The sequence below is a fragment of the Janthinobacterium pasteuri genome, from assembly GCF_051380775.1.
Lineage (GTDB): Bacteria > Pseudomonadota > Gammaproteobacteria > Burkholderiales > Burkholderiaceae_D > Janthinobacterium.
In genome coordinates, this window is record NZ_JBNYXS010000009.1 from 82186 (window position 1) to 97485 (window position 15300).

Annotated in this window: 10 protein-coding genes; 4 read left to right on the plus strand and 6 right to left on the minus strand. The window is 64.0% G+C overall.

Going from position 1 to position 15300, the window contains the following annotated elements; translation table 11 throughout:
* Positions 1–25: 25 nt before the first annotated feature.
* Positions 26–835, minus strand: coding sequence for a Crp/Fnr family transcriptional regulator (locus tag ACQ4WN_RS11695; RefSeq protein WP_436551684.1), 810 nt, complete (start codon positions 833–835; stop codon positions 26–28).
* A 226-nt stretch (positions 836–1061) separates the two neighbouring features.
* Complete coding sequence (locus ACQ4WN_RS11700; protein WP_436551685.1) at positions 1062–3119, minus strand: methyl-accepting chemotaxis protein; 2058 nt, start codon at positions 3117–3119, stop codon at positions 1062–1064.
* Between the two features lie 162 nt (positions 3120–3281).
* Here ACQ4WN_RS11700 and ACQ4WN_RS11705 point away from each other — a divergent pair, with 162 nt between their 5' ends.
* Positions 3282–4970 carry a peptide chain release factor 3 gene (locus ACQ4WN_RS11705; protein WP_436551686.1) on the plus strand — a complete coding sequence of 563 codons (1689 nt, stop codon included), beginning with the start codon at positions 3282–3284 and terminating at the stop codon, positions 4968–4970.
* A 77-nt stretch (positions 4971–5047) separates the two neighbouring features.
* Here the strand turns inward: ACQ4WN_RS11705 and ACQ4WN_RS11710 are convergent, their stop codons facing one another.
* On the minus strand, positions 5048–6940 hold the full coding sequence (locus tag ACQ4WN_RS11710; RefSeq protein WP_436551687.1) for a putative bifunctional diguanylate cyclase/phosphodiesterase: 1893 nt from the start codon (positions 6938–6940) through the stop codon (positions 5048–5050).
* A 579-nt stretch (positions 6941–7519) separates the two neighbouring features.
* Between ACQ4WN_RS11710 and rnk the strand changes: the two genes are divergently transcribed.
* On the plus strand, positions 7520–7927 hold the full coding sequence (rnk, locus tag ACQ4WN_RS11715) for a nucleoside diphosphate kinase regulator (protein ID WP_436551688.1): 408 nt from the start codon (positions 7520–7522) through the stop codon (positions 7925–7927).
* Positions 7928–7981: 54 nt separating this feature from the next.
* Here rnk and ACQ4WN_RS11720 read toward each other — a convergent pair whose 3' ends face one another.
* From ACQ4WN_RS11720 to ACQ4WN_RS11730, 3 genes are all read right to left on the minus strand, one after another.
* Entirely contained in the window at positions 7982–9010 is a 1029-nt protein-coding gene (locus ACQ4WN_RS11720) for a transporter (RefSeq protein WP_436551689.1), read from the minus strand.
* 116 nt (positions 9011–9126) lie between these two features.
* Positions 9127–9825, minus strand: a complete 699-nt coding sequence (locus tag ACQ4WN_RS11725; protein ID WP_436551690.1) for a YXWGXW repeat-containing protein — start codon at positions 9823–9825, stop codon at positions 9127–9129.
* 188 nt (positions 9826–10013) lie between these two features.
* Complete coding sequence (locus ACQ4WN_RS11730; protein ID WP_436551691.1) at positions 10014–10262, minus strand: hypothetical protein; 249 nt, start codon at positions 10260–10262, stop codon at positions 10014–10016.
* 366 nt (positions 10263–10628) lie between these two features.
* Here ACQ4WN_RS11730 and ACQ4WN_RS11735 point away from each other — a divergent pair, with 366 nt between their 5' ends.
* Both ACQ4WN_RS11735 and ACQ4WN_RS11740 read left to right on the plus strand, forming a co-directional pair.
* Entirely contained in the window at positions 10629–12962 is a 2334-nt protein-coding gene (locus ACQ4WN_RS11735) for a hypothetical protein (RefSeq protein WP_436551692.1), read from the plus strand.
* Positions 12963–12981: 19 nt separating this feature from the next.
* Positions 12982–15291, plus strand: coding sequence for an SUMF1/EgtB/PvdO family nonheme iron enzyme (locus tag ACQ4WN_RS11740; RefSeq protein ID WP_436551693.1), 2310 nt, complete (start codon positions 12982–12984; stop codon positions 15289–15291).
* The last annotated feature ends 9 nt before the right edge of the window (positions 15292–15300 follow it).

A 15300-nucleotide genomic window follows, 5' to 3' on the forward strand; every position in this document is an offset into this window, starting at 1 on the left:
TTTAACTATTCAGATCAGCAGCGTATCAGCAGCGTGACACGTCGCGCAGCAAACGGTCGTATTCCGTCTTGGCGACCTTGTAGCACTCGCCCGCATAGCATTCCAGGCCGGCGCGGTCGAGTACCGTGATATTGCCGCGGCGATAGTGGATCAATCCTTCATCCTGTAGCTTGCCGGCGGCGGCCGTGATGCTTTCGCGGCGTACGCCCAGCATGATGGAAATCAGTTCTTGCGTCACTTTCAATTCGTTCGATGGCGAACGGTCCAAGCGGTCCAGCAACCAGCGGCACAGCTTTTGCTCGATCGAGCTGTGGCGGCCGCCGACGGCGTTCTGCGCCATTTGCGCAAACAGGGCGTTGGTGTAGCGCATCAGCAGCTGGGGCAGGGCGCCGCCCTGGTTGAACGCATCGCGCAAGCATTGGGTTTTGAGGCGGTAGCCGTAGCCGGCACTTTGCACGACGGCCGTGCACATGGCGCGCTCGCCTGCCAGCAGCGAAGCACCGGCCACGCCTTCATGGCCGACGACAGCGATTTCCGTCGTGGCACCATCTTCCATCACATACAGCAGGGAAATGATGGCGGTGGTGGGGAAGTAGCTGTATTCCAGGTTATTGCCATAGGCATACAGTTCCTTGCCGAACGGCAGTTCCACCAATTCCAGGTCTTCAAACAGCGATTCGAGCGCGGCGCGCGGCAGGGCGGCCAGCAATTCATTCTGTTGGGCACTGCTGAGGCTAACCCGCGACGCAAGCTTGATTTCCCGTCCGGCCGCCGGCATGGCGCGCGGCAGCAACTGGTTCTTCTGGACCGGGGTGATAAGTTGAGTATGGTTCATAGTATTCCTCACAGGCTTTTTACATCGGAGTGCGACTGCCGCGTTGCTGGTCAAAAAATGTTGCCCTAGCCAGGTGGTAACAGCAATTTTGTCGACCGCGCGGTGCAGATCGCGATGTAGCTACTTTAAAAGCTTATGTAAGTGGCGAACATAAGATTAGCAGTCGCCACTTTGTAGTCTCTTTTGAGGCGGAATTGTAGTCCTTGTCCTACGTGCACACTTTTGACTAGCTAGCCTTGCGCCGTTCTGCGCGATTTTGTGATATGACGCGCGGTTTATTGGCGCTCCACAGACCCGCCGGACGCACGCTGGGCAAGCCATCGCGCACGCTCGCAGCGCTGGCCTGGCGCGCGCCAGGCATCTCGTGTTCGCCCAGGCGGAAGCGGCTGACGGCCTGCGTCAGCGCCTCGCCTTCCTGGTGCAGGCGCTGCGAACCGGCGCGCGCCTCGTCGACCAGGCCCGCATTCTGGCGCGTCATGTCGTCGATTTGTGCCAGCGCCTGGTTGATGCGGGCGATCTCGCCATTCTGCTCGGCGCCGGCGCTGCTGATGCGTCCGATCACCACGGCCACTTGCTGCACCGCATCGACGACTTGCCGCATGGTGCTACCGGCGGCATTGACGAGGTCGCCACCCACATCCACGGTAGCGACGGAGTCGCCGATCAGGCGCTTGATTTCCAGCGCCGCCTCGTTCGAGCGCTGCGCCAGGCTGCGCACTTCGGAGGCCACGACGGCAAAGCCCCGTCCTTGCTCGCCCGCGCGTGCCGCTTCCACGGCCGCGTTCAGGGCCAGGATATTCGTCTGGAAGGCGATGCCGTTGATGACGCCGATGATATCGACGATCTTGTGCGAGCTGGCCCTGATCGAGGCCATGGTCTCGACCACGGCGCCCACCGTCTGACCGCCGCGCAGGGCCACGTCGGCCGCCGTGGCCACCAGGGTTCGCCCCTGTCCTACATGGGCTTCGTTGCGGCCCACGGTGGCCGTCAGTTCGCGCATCGAATCCACGGTGGCGCCCAGCGCGTCCGCTTGCGTGGCCGTGTGGCCGGACAGGGCGGCATTGCCCTGGGCGATATCGGCGCCGGCGGCGGCGATGACGGCCGCGCCGCCGCGGATTTCCTGCACCAGGGTGGCCAGGCCGTGCGTCATGGCGCCGAAGTCGCGTACCAGGTCACCGATTTCGTCGTGCGCCTGCGAGGTGATGCGCTGCGACAGGTCACCCGCCGCCGCCGCGCCGACGGCCACGCGCAATTGCGTCACGTCGCGCGCGAACGCGGCATAGAAGCCCGCGCACAGGTAGGCGGCGGCCAGCAGCACCAGCAGCATGGCCGCCAGGATCAGGGCGCGGCGCGCTTCGTCGCGGGCGATGCGCTGCGCCAGCAGGCTGTCCAGGGCGGTGGCCGAGGCAGCGGACAGCGCGTGCAAGGCGTCGATGGCTTGCACGCCGGCCGCGTGGAATTGCGCGCCCGAGGTCTGGTCGTAGGAATTCGTTACTTCATTTTTCGTGCGTTCGAGGAAGGCCAGCGCGGCCGGCACGGCTTTCAGCGCCCCTTGCAGGCTGGTGCGCAATTCCGGCTTGGCAGCGATGATTTCGTCGAAGCGGGCCGGCAGGCGCTCCAGTTCGTGGCGCGCGATCAGGGCGTTGGCGTTGACGAGTTGATCTTCGTTCGCTTCGAACAGGCCCGTGTCGATGTAGGCGGCGCCGCGCCCGGCGATGTCGGACAGGCTCTCGGCCAGGTCGGGCAGGGTGGCCGTGAAGGCGGCGCTCAGGTGGTTGGCGCCCGCGTCCGGGTCCACGCTCAGGTGCGAACGGTCGGCCACCAGCTGGCCCAGTTTGGCCGTCTGGCGCAGCAGCGCCGTGTGCGCCGCGTAGCTGTCACGCGCCGCGAGGCCCGCCTGGCGGCCCAGCAGGGCTTGCCACTGCTTCGTCAGCTCGGCCGCCTGGGGCAGGCCTGCGCCTGCGGGCAAGCGCGCCAGGGCCGCCAGCGTGGTCGTGATGCGCGCATTCAGGGCCGTGTTGTCCATGCCCGCCTTGCCGCTCAGGCGCAAGTGCTCCAGGCCGCGCCGCTGCTGCAGCAGCCGCGTGCCTTCCTGCAACTGGCGCACATAGGTCACGCCCCGCTGCGCATCCTGCGCCTGGGCCAGTGACTTGCCCAGCTCCGAGATCAGCAGGGTGGTCGCCATTGCCAGCGGCAGCAGGAAGACCAGGCAGACAAGCATGAATTTGGGCAGCAGGCGCAAGCGCTGCATGAGTCGGATGGCGGGAGTGAGGAGGATTTTCATCGGGTTTCCAGGGTAGGGTGACAACATTTCTTCAGTGCAATGTTGCCTGCGGATTGTGACCCCTTGATGAAGTGGGCGATTTTGCTTGTCGCCAGAGTGAAGCAGTTCACACGGAAGTGCGATCCTTCTGTAAAATTGAGGGTTTTTTGCGAGGGCCATATTATGGTCACCAATATGGCCAACGAGAACGACATCACTACCCCCGATTCCAGCGACAATGCGGATAACGCCGCAGCGCCAGCGAGCAGCAAGGCGCCTGCCGTGATCGCGCGCGAAGTGCAGCGCCGCCGCACCTTTGGCATCATTTCCCACCCGGATGCGGGTAAAACCACCCTGACGGAAAAACTGCTGCTGTTCTCGGGCGCGATCCAGATGGCCGGTACCGTCAAGGCGCGTAAATCGGGCCGCCACGCGACGTCGGACTGGATGGAAATTGAGAAGCAGCGCGGCATTTCCGTCGCGTCCTCGGTGATGCAGTTCGAATTCCGCGACCACGTCGTCAACCTGCTCGACACCCCGGGCCACCAGGACTTCTCGGAAGATACCTATCGCGTGCTGACGGCCGTCGACTCGGCGCTGATGGTGATCGATGCGGCCAAGGGCGTGGAAGCGCAGACGATCAAGCTGCTGGCCGTGTGCCGCATGCGCAATACGCCCATCGTCACGTTCATGAACAAGATGGACCGCGAGACGCGCGATCCGCTGGACCTGCTCGACGAACTCGAATCGGTGCTGAAGATCCAGTGCGCGCCCGTCACCTGGCCTATCGGCATGGGCAAGAACTTCCGCGGCGTGTATCACCTGCTGAATGACGAGATCATGCTGTTCAAGGCCGGCGAAGAGAAAGCCGACGGCGCCTTTGAAATCATCAAGGGCATCGACAACCCGCGCCTGCAAGAGATGTTCCCGCTGGAGATGGACCAGTTGCGCATGGAAGTGGAACTGGTACACGGCGCATCGAACCCGTTTAACCTGGAGGAATTCCTCTCCGGCGTGCAGACGCCCGTGTTCTTCGGTTCGGCCATCAACAACTTCGGCGTGCGCGAGATTCTCTCTGCGCTGGTCGACTGGGCGCCGGCACCGCGCGAGCGCGACGCGACCGTGCGGTCCGTGGCGCCGTCCGAACAGCCGTTTACCGGTTTCGTCTTCAAGATCCAGGCGAATATGGATCCGGCGCACCGCGACCGCATCGCCTTTTTACGCGTGTGCTCGGGACGTTTCGAGCGCGGCATGAAGGTCAAGCACTTGCGCCTGGGGCGCGAGATCAAGGTATCGAACGTGGTGACCTTCATGGCGTCCTCGCGCGAACAGGTGGAAGAGGCATACGCGGGCGACATCATCGGCTTGCCGAACCACGGCAACATGCAGATCGGCGACAGTTTTTCCGAAGGCGAGATGCTGACCTTTACGGGCATTCCGTACTTTGCGCCAGACTTCTTCCGCTCCGTGCGCATCCGCAATCCCCTGAAAATCAAGCAGTTGCACAAGGGCCTGCAACAGCTCGGCGAAGAGGGCGCGGTACAGGTCTTCAAGCCGGTGCAGGGTGGCGAACTGGTACTGGGCGCCGTCGGCGTGCTGCAGTTCGAAGTGGTGGCCAGCCGCCTGCTCAACGAGTATGGCGTCGACGCTGTGTTCGAGGGCACCAGCATCAGCAGCGCGCGCTGGGTCAGCTGCGACGACAAGCGCGTGCTGCAGGATTTCGAGAACGCGCTGGGTCACAACGTGGCCTACGATGCGGCCGGTAACATGGCTTACCTGGCCACGTCGGGCGTCAACCTGCGCCTGACGGAAGAGCGCTGGCCGAAGCTGACGTTCCACGCGACGCGCGAACACTCGGCCAAGCTGGCTTAAGTACCGGGTCAGACCCATCGACAGCCGGGGTCGTACCCTGAGGGTACGACCCCAGTCCTTGCACTTGGGTTCCGGCCCTACGCCGGCACGATCGTGCGCGTGCTCCAGTCGCGCCGCTCCAGCAGCAATGCCGTCAACTGCGCCGCCGTCATCGGGCGCGCAAAGAAGAAGCCTTGCACGTTGTCGCAGCCGGCCTTTCTTAAAAACTCCACTTGCTGCAGCGTTTCCACGCCTTCGGCCACCACTTTCAGATGCAGGCTGTGTGCCATGGCGATGATGGCCGTGACGATGGCTTCGCCTTCGCCGGGCAGGTCGTGCACGAAGCTGCGGTCGATTTTCAGCTGATCGATGGGCAGGCGCTTCAGGTACGACATCGAGGAATAGCCGGTGCCGAAATCGTCGATCGACAGGTGGATGCCCGTCTCCTGCAGGCGTCGCATCAGTTCCACGTTGGCGTGGACATTGTCCATCAATACCCCTTCCGTGATTTCCAGCTCCAGCAAGCCATGCGGCAGTTGCGTTTCGTGCAGGATAGCGCGGATATCGTCCATCAGTCCCGGATCGCGCGCCTGGCAGGCCGACAGGTTGACGGCTACGTGTTCGAGCGAATCGAGCAGGCCGGCCTTGCACCAGACGGCGGCCTGGCGGCAGGCGCTTTGCAGTACCCAGCGCCCCAGGTCGACGATGATGCCGCTTTCCTCGGCCACGGGGATGAATTCGCTGGGGCTGAGCTGCCCCATCTCGCGGCAATGCCAGCGTATCAGCGCTTCCACGCCGACGATACGCCCGCTGCGCAAATCGATTTGCGGCTGGTAGTGCAGATACAGTTCCTCGTTTTGCAGGGCGCGGCGCAGGTTCGCTTCCATGCGCAGGCGGCGCTGGGCGCGCAATTCCATTTCTGACTGGAACACGGCGTAGCGGTTCTTGCCCTGGTGCTTGGCGTGGTACATGGCCGTGTCGGCATTGCGCGTCAGGGTCGCCACGTCTTGCGCATCGAACGGATACAGGCTCACGCCGATGCTGGCGCTGACATACAGCTGGTGGCCTTCCAGCGCGAACGGCGTGGCCAGCACGGCAAGGATCTTGCGCGCAACGCTGGCCAATTCCGAGGCGTCGTCGGCCGGTTCGACGATGACGACGAATTCGTCGCCGCCGATGCGGCAGATGATGTCGGTGCCGCGCAGGATCGCCACCAGGCGCTCGGCAACCAGTTTCAGCAACTGGTCGCCGCAGTGGTGGCCCAGCGTATCGTTGACCACCTTGAAGTTGTCCAGGTCCAGCAGCAGCAGTCCCACGCAGCTGTCCTGGCGGTCGGCGCGCGCCAGCGCGTAGGCCAGGGCCCCGTTGAATTCATGGCGGTTCGGCAGTTGCGTGACAGGGTCGACATGGGCCAGGTAGTGCAAATGCCTCTCCGCATGCTGGGCGGCGGTGCGCGTGCGGCGTACCATCAGGAGCGTCAGGCCGAACGCACACAGGCAGACCAGCAGGGTGAAGGCGGAAAATTGCGCCAGGCTGCTCAATAGCGGCGCCAGGCTGGCGCGCAGATACAGTGCGCCGCCACCGGGCAGTGTACGCAGGAGGGCAGCGCTGCCGTCCAGGTAATCGATTTGCTGACCGTTACGCGGCGCTGTGGGCGCGGCATCGCTGCCGCTGCGCGCGTAGCGGGCGAATGGCGAGCCATACGGACTATAGAGCAGCGCTTGCCGGATATGCGGGGCGGCGGCGAGGGGAGCGAGGGCCTGCTGCGCCGCAAGGCGGTCGTCCTGGCGCATGGCCTGGGTAGCGGCTGGCGCCAGCATGTCGGCCTGGATGCACAGGTTGCGCTGGAAAGATGCCTGAAGGGAAAACAACTGAAAAAGGATCAGCAGCAAGCCGGCCGTGGCCAGCATGGCCGCTGCAGCCAGCAGGTTCAGCCTGGCTATCCGGTCACCGCGCAACTGCACAGAGGGCAGCATCAATGGCACCATCATGATGCATTCCCCTGCCGGCCCCGCTTACCGCCGCCCCGTGTGATCCCGCCTCGCCCTGCCATACTTTACGTTCCAGTCTGATGAAAACCGAAGTGAGCCGGAACTCTCAACGTGTTGTGAAGGCCGACATATTGTCATTTTGCAGCGCGAAAGTACAGGGCGCGTGGCAACTTAGTGGCCATGCCGCAGGCCGGTGATCGCATGCAAGGCAACAAGTCAGGCGGAAAAGGCGGGGCGTGTGTTTCTAATAATAATACTATCTGAATTTTAATCCTTTTTTTGCCGGCGGGTTTTTCCCCTAAAAACATGCTGCCGGTAAACGAAATGCCATGAAGAATAACTTGATTGCTTCCCGTTGTCCCGGGACGGATTAACTTTTTGTCTGTGTGCGCCATCGCAAGTCATTGATTTTAATAAATTTTAATGAAGAATGCGAGAACGCTATGGCCTTGCTACGCGAGTTCGTCCATAATCCGCTGATGATGGACGTTCTGATGCTGTTTGTTTTGTCTGCCGCGGCCAAGTAAACTGCCGCCAGCAAAACCGGACGTCGCCCTAATGATCAATAGTGAGGATATCTTGGAAAAAAAACCAAAAAATATTTTGTCATCACAAGACCTGGAACGACTGGAAGCGTTGTTGTATGCCTTGGGAAATAATTTGTCGCCGGACAAGGCCGCCTTGCTCGATGAGCTGGGCCGTGCCGAAGTGCTCGAGCCGCAAGAAATACCGCCCACCGTCGTGACGATGAATTCCACCGTGCGCTTCACGGTGGAAAACAAGGAAGAATTCTGCCTGACGCTCGTGTATCCAAAGGATGTAGAAGGCCAGGCCGACCGCATTTCCGTGCTGGCGCCCGTCGGCAGCGCGCTGCTGGGCTTGTCTGTCGGCGACAGCATCGCCTGGCCCATGCCCGGCGGCGTGGTAAAGGTGAAGATCGAGGAAATCGTTTATCAGCCTGAACGGGCCGGCGAATACCACCGTTAAGCTCCGATGGCGGACGGCGCCTGCCGTTCGCCTGCCAGATCGTGTGTCCAGTAATCAACTATTGCGTTGCACGCGCACCACCAGCCATCCCGCCACGACGGTAAACGTGACGATGATGACAACGATGATCCAGAAGCCCTGCGGGTGCTGGGCCAGCGGAATCCCCCCCACATTCATTCCCAGCATGCCGGCGATGATATTGATCGGCAAGGCCAGCACGGTGACGATGGTCAGCACGAACAGGCTGCGGCTATTTTCTTCGTTGACCCTGGCGGCAATTTCTTCCTGCAGCAGCTTGATGCGTTCCTGCAGGGACGACATATCGCTGAGCACCACGGAAAATTCCTCCGTCGACTGGCGCAATTCCAGGCTGTCCAGTTCCGACACCCACGAAGGCGGGCGTTGCAGCAGGCGGAACAGGGCTGCCGGTTCCGGCGCCAGCAGGCGCTGCAGGCGCACCAGCACGCGCCGCATGGCGCCCAGGTCTTCGCGCTTGGGCACCAGGCGCCCCGCCAGCAAGTGATCCTCGATATCGTCGACCCGCGCCACGGCATCGCGCACGATGTTGACCAGCACGTCGGCCTGGTCGCGCAGCAGATGGATCAGCAATTCCACCGACGAGCGGATCGGCTCGTGGTTCTTGATGACGGCCTGGCGCAAGCGCTCGATCGACTGCAGCGGGGCGCGGCGCGCCGTGATGACGAGGTTTTGCGCCACGCTGGCCCACATGGTGGAAATGTCGGACGCTTCGAACGAGAAATTGTGCACCACATCGTTGACCACGGCGATCAGGGTGTTTTCCGCCTGTTCGATGCGCGTCGAACGGGAACCCTGGTGCAGGGTCTCATAGAATTCGTCGGCCAGCTGCGTATGCGTCATCAGCCATTTTTCGCTGGCCGCATGTGATAAATTGAAATGCAGCCAGACAAATTGCTGCGCCGGCCTGGCTGCGCCATCGGCCAGCCAGGCCAGTGCGGCCGTCGAGTCGAGCGCCAGCGGCTGCGCCTCGCGGCCAAACAGGAAGCCCCAGACCAGGCCCGAGGTGTCCGAACCGTAGGTGAAACCGGCAGTTTCCATCGCCATCGTGAATCTTTCTCGCGCAGTGTAATTGATCATCGCGCGATTCTAATACACGGATATGTCCGGAAAATGACAAGGCCACCGCGATGGGTGGCCTTGGCGGGGACTACAGCCGCGTGTTAGCTGCGGTTCGGGTTGTCCGGACGCCGGTCGTCGCGGTTCGGTACGCCATCGCCGTCGCGGTCATGGCGGTTGCCATTGTCGCGGTCATGGCGGTTGGGGATGCCGTCGCGGTCACGGTCGCCGTTCGGGCCACGCGGCGACCAGCGGCCTTGCTCCATCTGCCAGCGGCCATCGCGCTGGTTCCAGGCGGGCGGCGCATACACATAGCCGGGGCGTTCGGCGATCCACACGCCTGGCGTCCAGGCGTAGCGCTGGCCGCGCCATTCCCAGTGGCCGGGCGCCCAGATGTAGCCATGGCGCGCGCGCGGGATGGCTTCGCGGCGCGGCGGTGGTGGGGCGATGCGGACCTCGTCATAGCGCACGGGCTGCACTTGCGCGGCGACCCAGCCGCCACGGTCCAGGCGCCAGCGGTTATTCTCTTGTATCCAGGCGGCGCGGCGGTACTGGTTGCCACTGCGTTCGCGCAGCCATTCGCCGCTGTTCCAGACGTGGCGCTGGCCGTCCCAGTTCCAGTAGCCGGGCGCCCAGACATAGCCGGCGCGCGGCGCTGGCGCGCTTTCAAACCGTGGCGGAGGCGGGGCGTTGCCGACGACAATGCTGACGCCGAGCTGATTCTGTGCCATCGCCTGCACGGGCAGGAAGGCTGCGGCGCTGATGGCAAGCATGGCTGCTGCGTAGAGTGTGATGGGTTTCATGGTGTGCTCCATTTCGGTGATTGCGTGAAATGGACTATAGACGCTTGCTGGCGGTTTTTCGCCTTTGATTCAACTTATTACAATTGACACAATGCTGTGTGTCCGTGTATCCGCGGCGGATACAAATGGCGGCCTGGCGCGGCGACAATCTACGGTGCGCCAGGCGGCATAATCTCAGCATGGATGGCTCACAGGGCGCTGGCGGTGGTGTTGCCCAGCAAGGCTTGCCGTTCTTCGATCAGCGAGATTTTCTTTTCCTGTTCCGTCAGGCGCCTGGCGCTGACCACCACCACGGGGATGGCGCTCGCTTGCGCCACATCAGCCGCTTTGGAGGCCGATGGCTGCATGAAGCTGACATAGCTGGCACCGCAGGCGATGGCGACGGCGACGGTGAAGATGGCTTCCATGTTTTTCAGGGCGTTTTTTGGCGTGTTCATGATGGTTCCTTTCGGGTGGCGGGTGGGTATGCATGCACTGTAGCTAAGCGAGCGCCATTGCGCCATGCAGATGCGACCAGCGGTGGTTTTGGCGGGATGGCCTGCAAAAAAACGGCGCTGAAATGCCTGCGCACGGAGCCGGCAGGCGACCGCTTGAATTGAGGCCTAATTAGCCCTGTATCCGTGCATATGAATGCAATTGCTCTATGGCATTATTTGACACTGCACAGTGTTGTGCGCCTGTTGTGAGCCGTGTCGCGCACACGTGGCGCGTGCCAGGTGCTGCGCCAGCTGTCCTGCTAAAATCGGCATGGCAGCCGTGTTGCGCACACTTGCGCACACAATCATTCTCATCAGGAGTCACACATGTTCCAATTGTTTGGTTTTGGCGGCGCCCGCTGCCCGCGCTGCGAGCACAAGAACGGCGCTGCCGCCGGCTATTGCGCGCAATGCGGCTTGTCGCTGGGCGCCCCCGACAGTGACGCCGTGCTGCATGCCAATCAATGGCGTCTTGCTGACGGGCAACTAGCCCTGTTCTTTGGCGTGCGCGAACTGTCCTCGCTGTTCGGCAGCGCGGCACGCCGCCTGCAGGTGCCCGCCGAGTCGCGCGCCTGGATCGTGCAATCGGATGCTTTTACCCTGATACCGGCTGGCGACTATGACAGCGCCACCTTCTTTGCGCGCCTGCCGGCGCTGTTGCCGGCGCGCCCGGCCGAAGTGCTGATCGCGCGCGCCGATGCCGTCAGCCTGGAATTCGACTTGCCCGGCCTGGCCAGTACGGAGCTGCTGGGCATTGCCGCATCCCTGCGCGTGGATATCGCGCTGGGCCAGCCCGATGCGTTCGCGCGCCAGTTCATGCGCGCGCCGGGCGCCGTCACGCGCGCCCACCTGCACGCCTTGCTGCTGCCGTCCGTGCGCCAGATTGCGCTGGAATTCACCGGCAGCCGCGCGCTGCGCGAAATGGACGCGAATGCCGACTTGCGGCCCGAATTGAACGAACGGCTGCAATCGGCCCTGACCCAGCGCCTGGCGCCCAGCGGCCTGGTCGTGGCGCGCGTGGACACCCTCAGCCTGCGGCACGACAAGCGCGAGGGCAAGCCCGAGGGCAACGGCGACGCAGCCATCGGCACCCTGTGGCTGGGCGGCTTGCCGGCGCAGGCATTGGAACAGCACAGCCTGGAACGCATGAAGCAGCTCGACCAGCTGTATGACGAAGAAGAGTGGCAGCGCATCCGTCGCGAAGAACTGGCGGCGCGCCATGCGCACCGGCGCGCCGAGCTGCAGCAGGATGCAACGTTGGAAAAGGCGGAACTTGGCCACCAGGAAGCGGAGCGCCTGCAGGCGCTGCGCGGGCGCCAGATCGATCTGTATGGCCGCATCCTGGAAGCGAAATCGCGGCGCCAGGCGCTCGACCATGGCGCCGCGCTGGCCTTGGGTGAGCTGGAACAGGAACTGGCGCAAAAGGGCGCGCAGCACGCCGATGAAGCGGCCAACTGGGAACACGTGCGCGCGCTGGCCGCTATCAAGATGCGCAGCGAGCTGGAATTGTCGCAACTCCATGGGCGCGAGCAAATCCAGCTGGCGCAGCAGCGCTTTACGCATCAAGTTCACTTGCAGTCGATCGCGCAGCAAATCGAAAGCGCGCTGCTGATCGACGACGAGACCGGGCGCCGCACCCAGCTGGCGCGCCTGCGCCAGGCGGAAGCGGATGCAGCGCAGCGCGAGGCGCAGCTGGAGGCGGAGCAGCACCAGGCAGCCTGGCAGGGCCTGATGCTGGCGAATGCAGCGCGCAAGCGCGAGGCCGAGCGGGTGCAGGAGTGGGAAGACCAGATGCAGCTGGCGCGCCAGCGCGAACTGCTGCGCGCCGAGGCGCACAAGGATGAAGCGGCCCAGGTGCAGGCGGCGGAGATCGCGGAAAAAGTGGCGGCGCTGCGGCGCGGCGGCGCGCGCGAGGACGCCATCGCGCAGCAGGAAAAGCTGCTGCGCACCATCGAGGCCGATGGCGTGCACGCTCGCCAGCTGCAGCAGCAAACGCAGCTGGCGCAGCTCGACGCGCTGGCCATCGAGGAACAGCGCCAGCAGCTGCGCCAGCTGGAGCAGGAAGCGCAATGGCAGCGCGATCTGCTGGCCATGGCGCAGCAGCGCGAAAGCGATTACGCGCGCTGGAAGGGCGAGTACGAAGCCCTGCTGGCGCAACAGGCGCATGCGGCCGAACTGGCACGCATCGACATCGATCGCATCGAGAAAATCGGCACGCTGAGTGACACGGGCAAGGTAGCCATGGCCGCCGGTCAGAATGCGGCCGCGCTGGCGCAAGTGCTGAAGGTGCAGCTGCAGGCGGGCATGAGCGCCGAGCAGATCCACGCGCTGGCGGCGCTGGCGGCGGCCGAGAACAGCGTCGCGCCGCTGGACGCCATGCGCATGGCGCAGGACAGCGTGGCGCAGGAGCGCAGCTACCTGGAAGGCCAGGCGGAGCGTGAACGGCGCCAGCAGCTGGACCTGATCAACCTGCAGAATGCGGCGCACGCACATGGCCTGTCGGCGCAGGCGCAGCTGGGCGTAGCCGTGGCGCAGGCGCTGCAGCCTGGCGCGGTTTCTGCCGCTGCAGCGCCGGCACGCTGCAAGAACGGCCATGCGCAGCGCGCTGGCCATCCGGAAGATAAATTCTGCGCCGCCTGTGGCGTCGGCCTGCAGCCTTGATGGAAGCGTTTCACCCCAGATGATGCAAAAAGCACGAGACAAACTGCGGGAACTGCGCGCCCTCCACGACGACGGGCTGCTCAGCGAGCAGGACTTTGAACGCCGCAAGAACGCCATCCTCGACGCCGAATACGCGCCGCCGGGCGTCACCCCTGTGGCCGTGCCGCTACCCGTACGCCAGGGCACGGAACTGGGCTTCATGACAGGTCAGGAAATCGGTCCGCAAAACCGCCGTTACCGGCTCGAACGGCTGATCGGCACGGGCGGCATGGGGCAGGTGTGGCAAGCCACCGACCTGGCCACGCACGCGGAGCTGGGCAGCAGCGAAATGGTGGCGCTGAAGATTTTGCCGCCGCAGCTGACGCAGAGCGCCACGCATGCCAAGCTGCTGATCGAAGAAGCCACGCAGGCGCGCAAACTCGCGCATGAAAATATCGTGCGCGTCTACGAATGGGCGCAAGACCCGGCCACGGCCAGCTATTTCATCATCATGGAATGCCTCGATGGCGAAGACCTCGAGCACTATCTTGGGCGCCAGGGCGCGCTGCCGCTTTCCAGGGTGCAGCAATTGCTGCAGCCGGTGGCCGATGCCTTGTCGTATGCGTGGGAAAAGCACAAGCTCGTACACCGCGACATCAAGCCGGGCAATGTCTTCCTGACGGCGAAAGGCGACGTCAAATTGCTCGATTACGGCATCGCCACGCGCGTGCGCAATGCGGACAGCAGCCTGGCGCTGGACATGCCGAACGCCGGCACGCACGGTTATCGGGCGCCCGAGGCAGGCGCCAACCAGCGCCAGCCCAGCCCGCGCCTGGACGTGTATGCGGTGGCGGTGATGATTTACCAGATGCTCGAAGGGCGCATGCCCTTCGACGATGCGCGCAGCGCCAGCCATCTGCCCTCGCCACCGCAGGCGCTCAATGCAGCGCAGTGGCAGGTGCTGCAGAACGGCTTTTCCTTGACGGCGGAACTGCGGCCGCAATCGGTGCAAGCCTTGCTGGAAGGGCTGGAGCGCGCTGCCGGGCCGTCGCCCGAAGAACTGGCGGAACAGGCGCGCCAGCAGCAGGCGCGCGCGGCGCAGCAGCAAAAGCAGGCGGCACTGGCCGCCGAACAGGCCCGCGAGGAAGAGATCAAGCGGGCCCGGATACGCCAGGAAGAGCTGGACCAGCGGCGCAAGGCGGAAATCCAGGCGGCTGCGCTGGAAAAGCAGCGGCAGGACAAACTGCGCCGCGAACAGGAGGCGCAGCGCCATTTCGAAGCGGAAGAGGCGCGCAAACTGCGCAAGGAGGCGCTGCGCGGCCAGTTGCGCGCGCGCCGCGAAGCCGATGCCGCCACCGCCTTGCAGCAGCATCAGGAATTGCAGCGCAAGGCCATCGTCGCCAAGGCCGAGGCGGCCTACCGCGCCGAGCAGGAACGGGCGCGCCGGCAAGAGGCCAGCCGCGCCGCCGTATCTGTCCCTGCGCCGGCATCCGCGCCGGCGCCAGAACCGGAAGATGTGGAACCGGTGGCCAATGCCGAAGGCATCTTGCGCGATGATTTTCTCAATGGCTCGGGGCAGGGGCCGGAACTGGTGCTCATTCCCAGTGGCCGCTTCCAGATGGGCTCGCACGAGACGGAACACAAGGCCGCCATCCAGGCCGGCTCGCAACAGGCCTGGCTGGAGCGCGAGACGCCGCAGCACTGGGTCGGCATCGAACGCCCGTTCGCGTTGGCGCGCCATCCTGTCAGCGTGGGCGAATGGCGCGCTTTCGTGAACGCGACGCAGTGGGCGGGCGGTTCCGAAACAGACTGGGACAATCCCGGTTTCGTGCAGAACGACCAGCACCCTGTGGTCGGCGTGAGCTGGAATGACGCGCAGCTGTACCTGGCGTGGCTGAGCGAGCGCACGGGCCGGCAGTACCGCCTGCCCAGCGAAGCCGAGTGGGAATACGCCTGCCGCGCCGGCACGCGCACAGCCTTCAACGTGGGCGACACGATCAGCACCGAACAAGCGAACTACGACGGCCTGTATGTCTACAACGGCGGCCCGCGTGGCGTGTACCGGGGCGGCACCAGCCCGCTGGGCAGCTTTGCGCCGAATCCATGGGGCTTGTTCGACATGCATGGCAATGTGTGGGAATGGGTGCAGGACGTGGTGCACGACAATTACGAAGGCGCGCCCGTCGATGGCAGCGCATGGGAAGAGGGCAGCGACAGCAGCCGGCGCATCCTGCGCGGCGGCTCCTGGCTGTACCACCCGCGCTACCTGCGCTCGGCCCTGCGCAACGGTTTTTCCACCGTGCTGTCGAACGATATCGTCGGTTTCAGGGTGGCGCGCACGCTCGACTAATTTATTGTT

Excerpts from the sequence above, each read along its gene's own strand:
- ACQ4WN_RS11695 (WP_436551684.1), bottom strand. The coding sequence starts at position 835 with ATGAACCATACTCAACTTATCACCCCGGTCCAGAAGAACCAGTTGCTG.
- ACQ4WN_RS11700 (WP_436551685.1), bottom strand. The coding sequence starts at position 3,119 with ATGAAAATCCTCCTCACTCCCGCCATCCGACTCATGCAGCGCTTGCGC.
- ACQ4WN_RS11705 (WP_436551686.1), top strand. The coding sequence starts at position 3,282 with ATGGTCACCAATATGGCCAACGAGAACGACATCACTACCCCCGATTCC.
- ACQ4WN_RS11710 (WP_436551687.1), bottom strand. The coding sequence starts at position 6,940 with ATGATGGTGCCATTGATGCTGCCCTCTGTGCAGTTGCGCGGTGACCGG.
- ACQ4WN_RS11720 (WP_436551689.1), bottom strand. The coding sequence starts at position 9,010 with ATGGCGATGGAAACTGCCGGTTTCACCTACGGTTCGGACACCTCGGGC.
- ACQ4WN_RS11725 (WP_436551690.1), bottom strand. The coding sequence starts at position 9,825 with ATGAAACCCATCACACTCTACGCAGCAGCCATGCTTGCCATCAGCGCC.
- ACQ4WN_RS11730 (WP_436551691.1), bottom strand. The coding sequence starts at position 10,262 with ATGAACACGCCAAAAAACGCCCTGAAAAACATGGAAGCCATCTTCACC.
- ACQ4WN_RS11735 (WP_436551692.1), top strand. The coding sequence starts at position 10,629 with ATGTTCCAATTGTTTGGTTTTGGCGGCGCCCGCTGCCCGCGCTGCGAG.
- ACQ4WN_RS11740 (WP_436551693.1), top strand. The coding sequence starts at position 12,982 with ATGATGCAAAAAGCACGAGACAAACTGCGGGAACTGCGCGCCCTCCAC.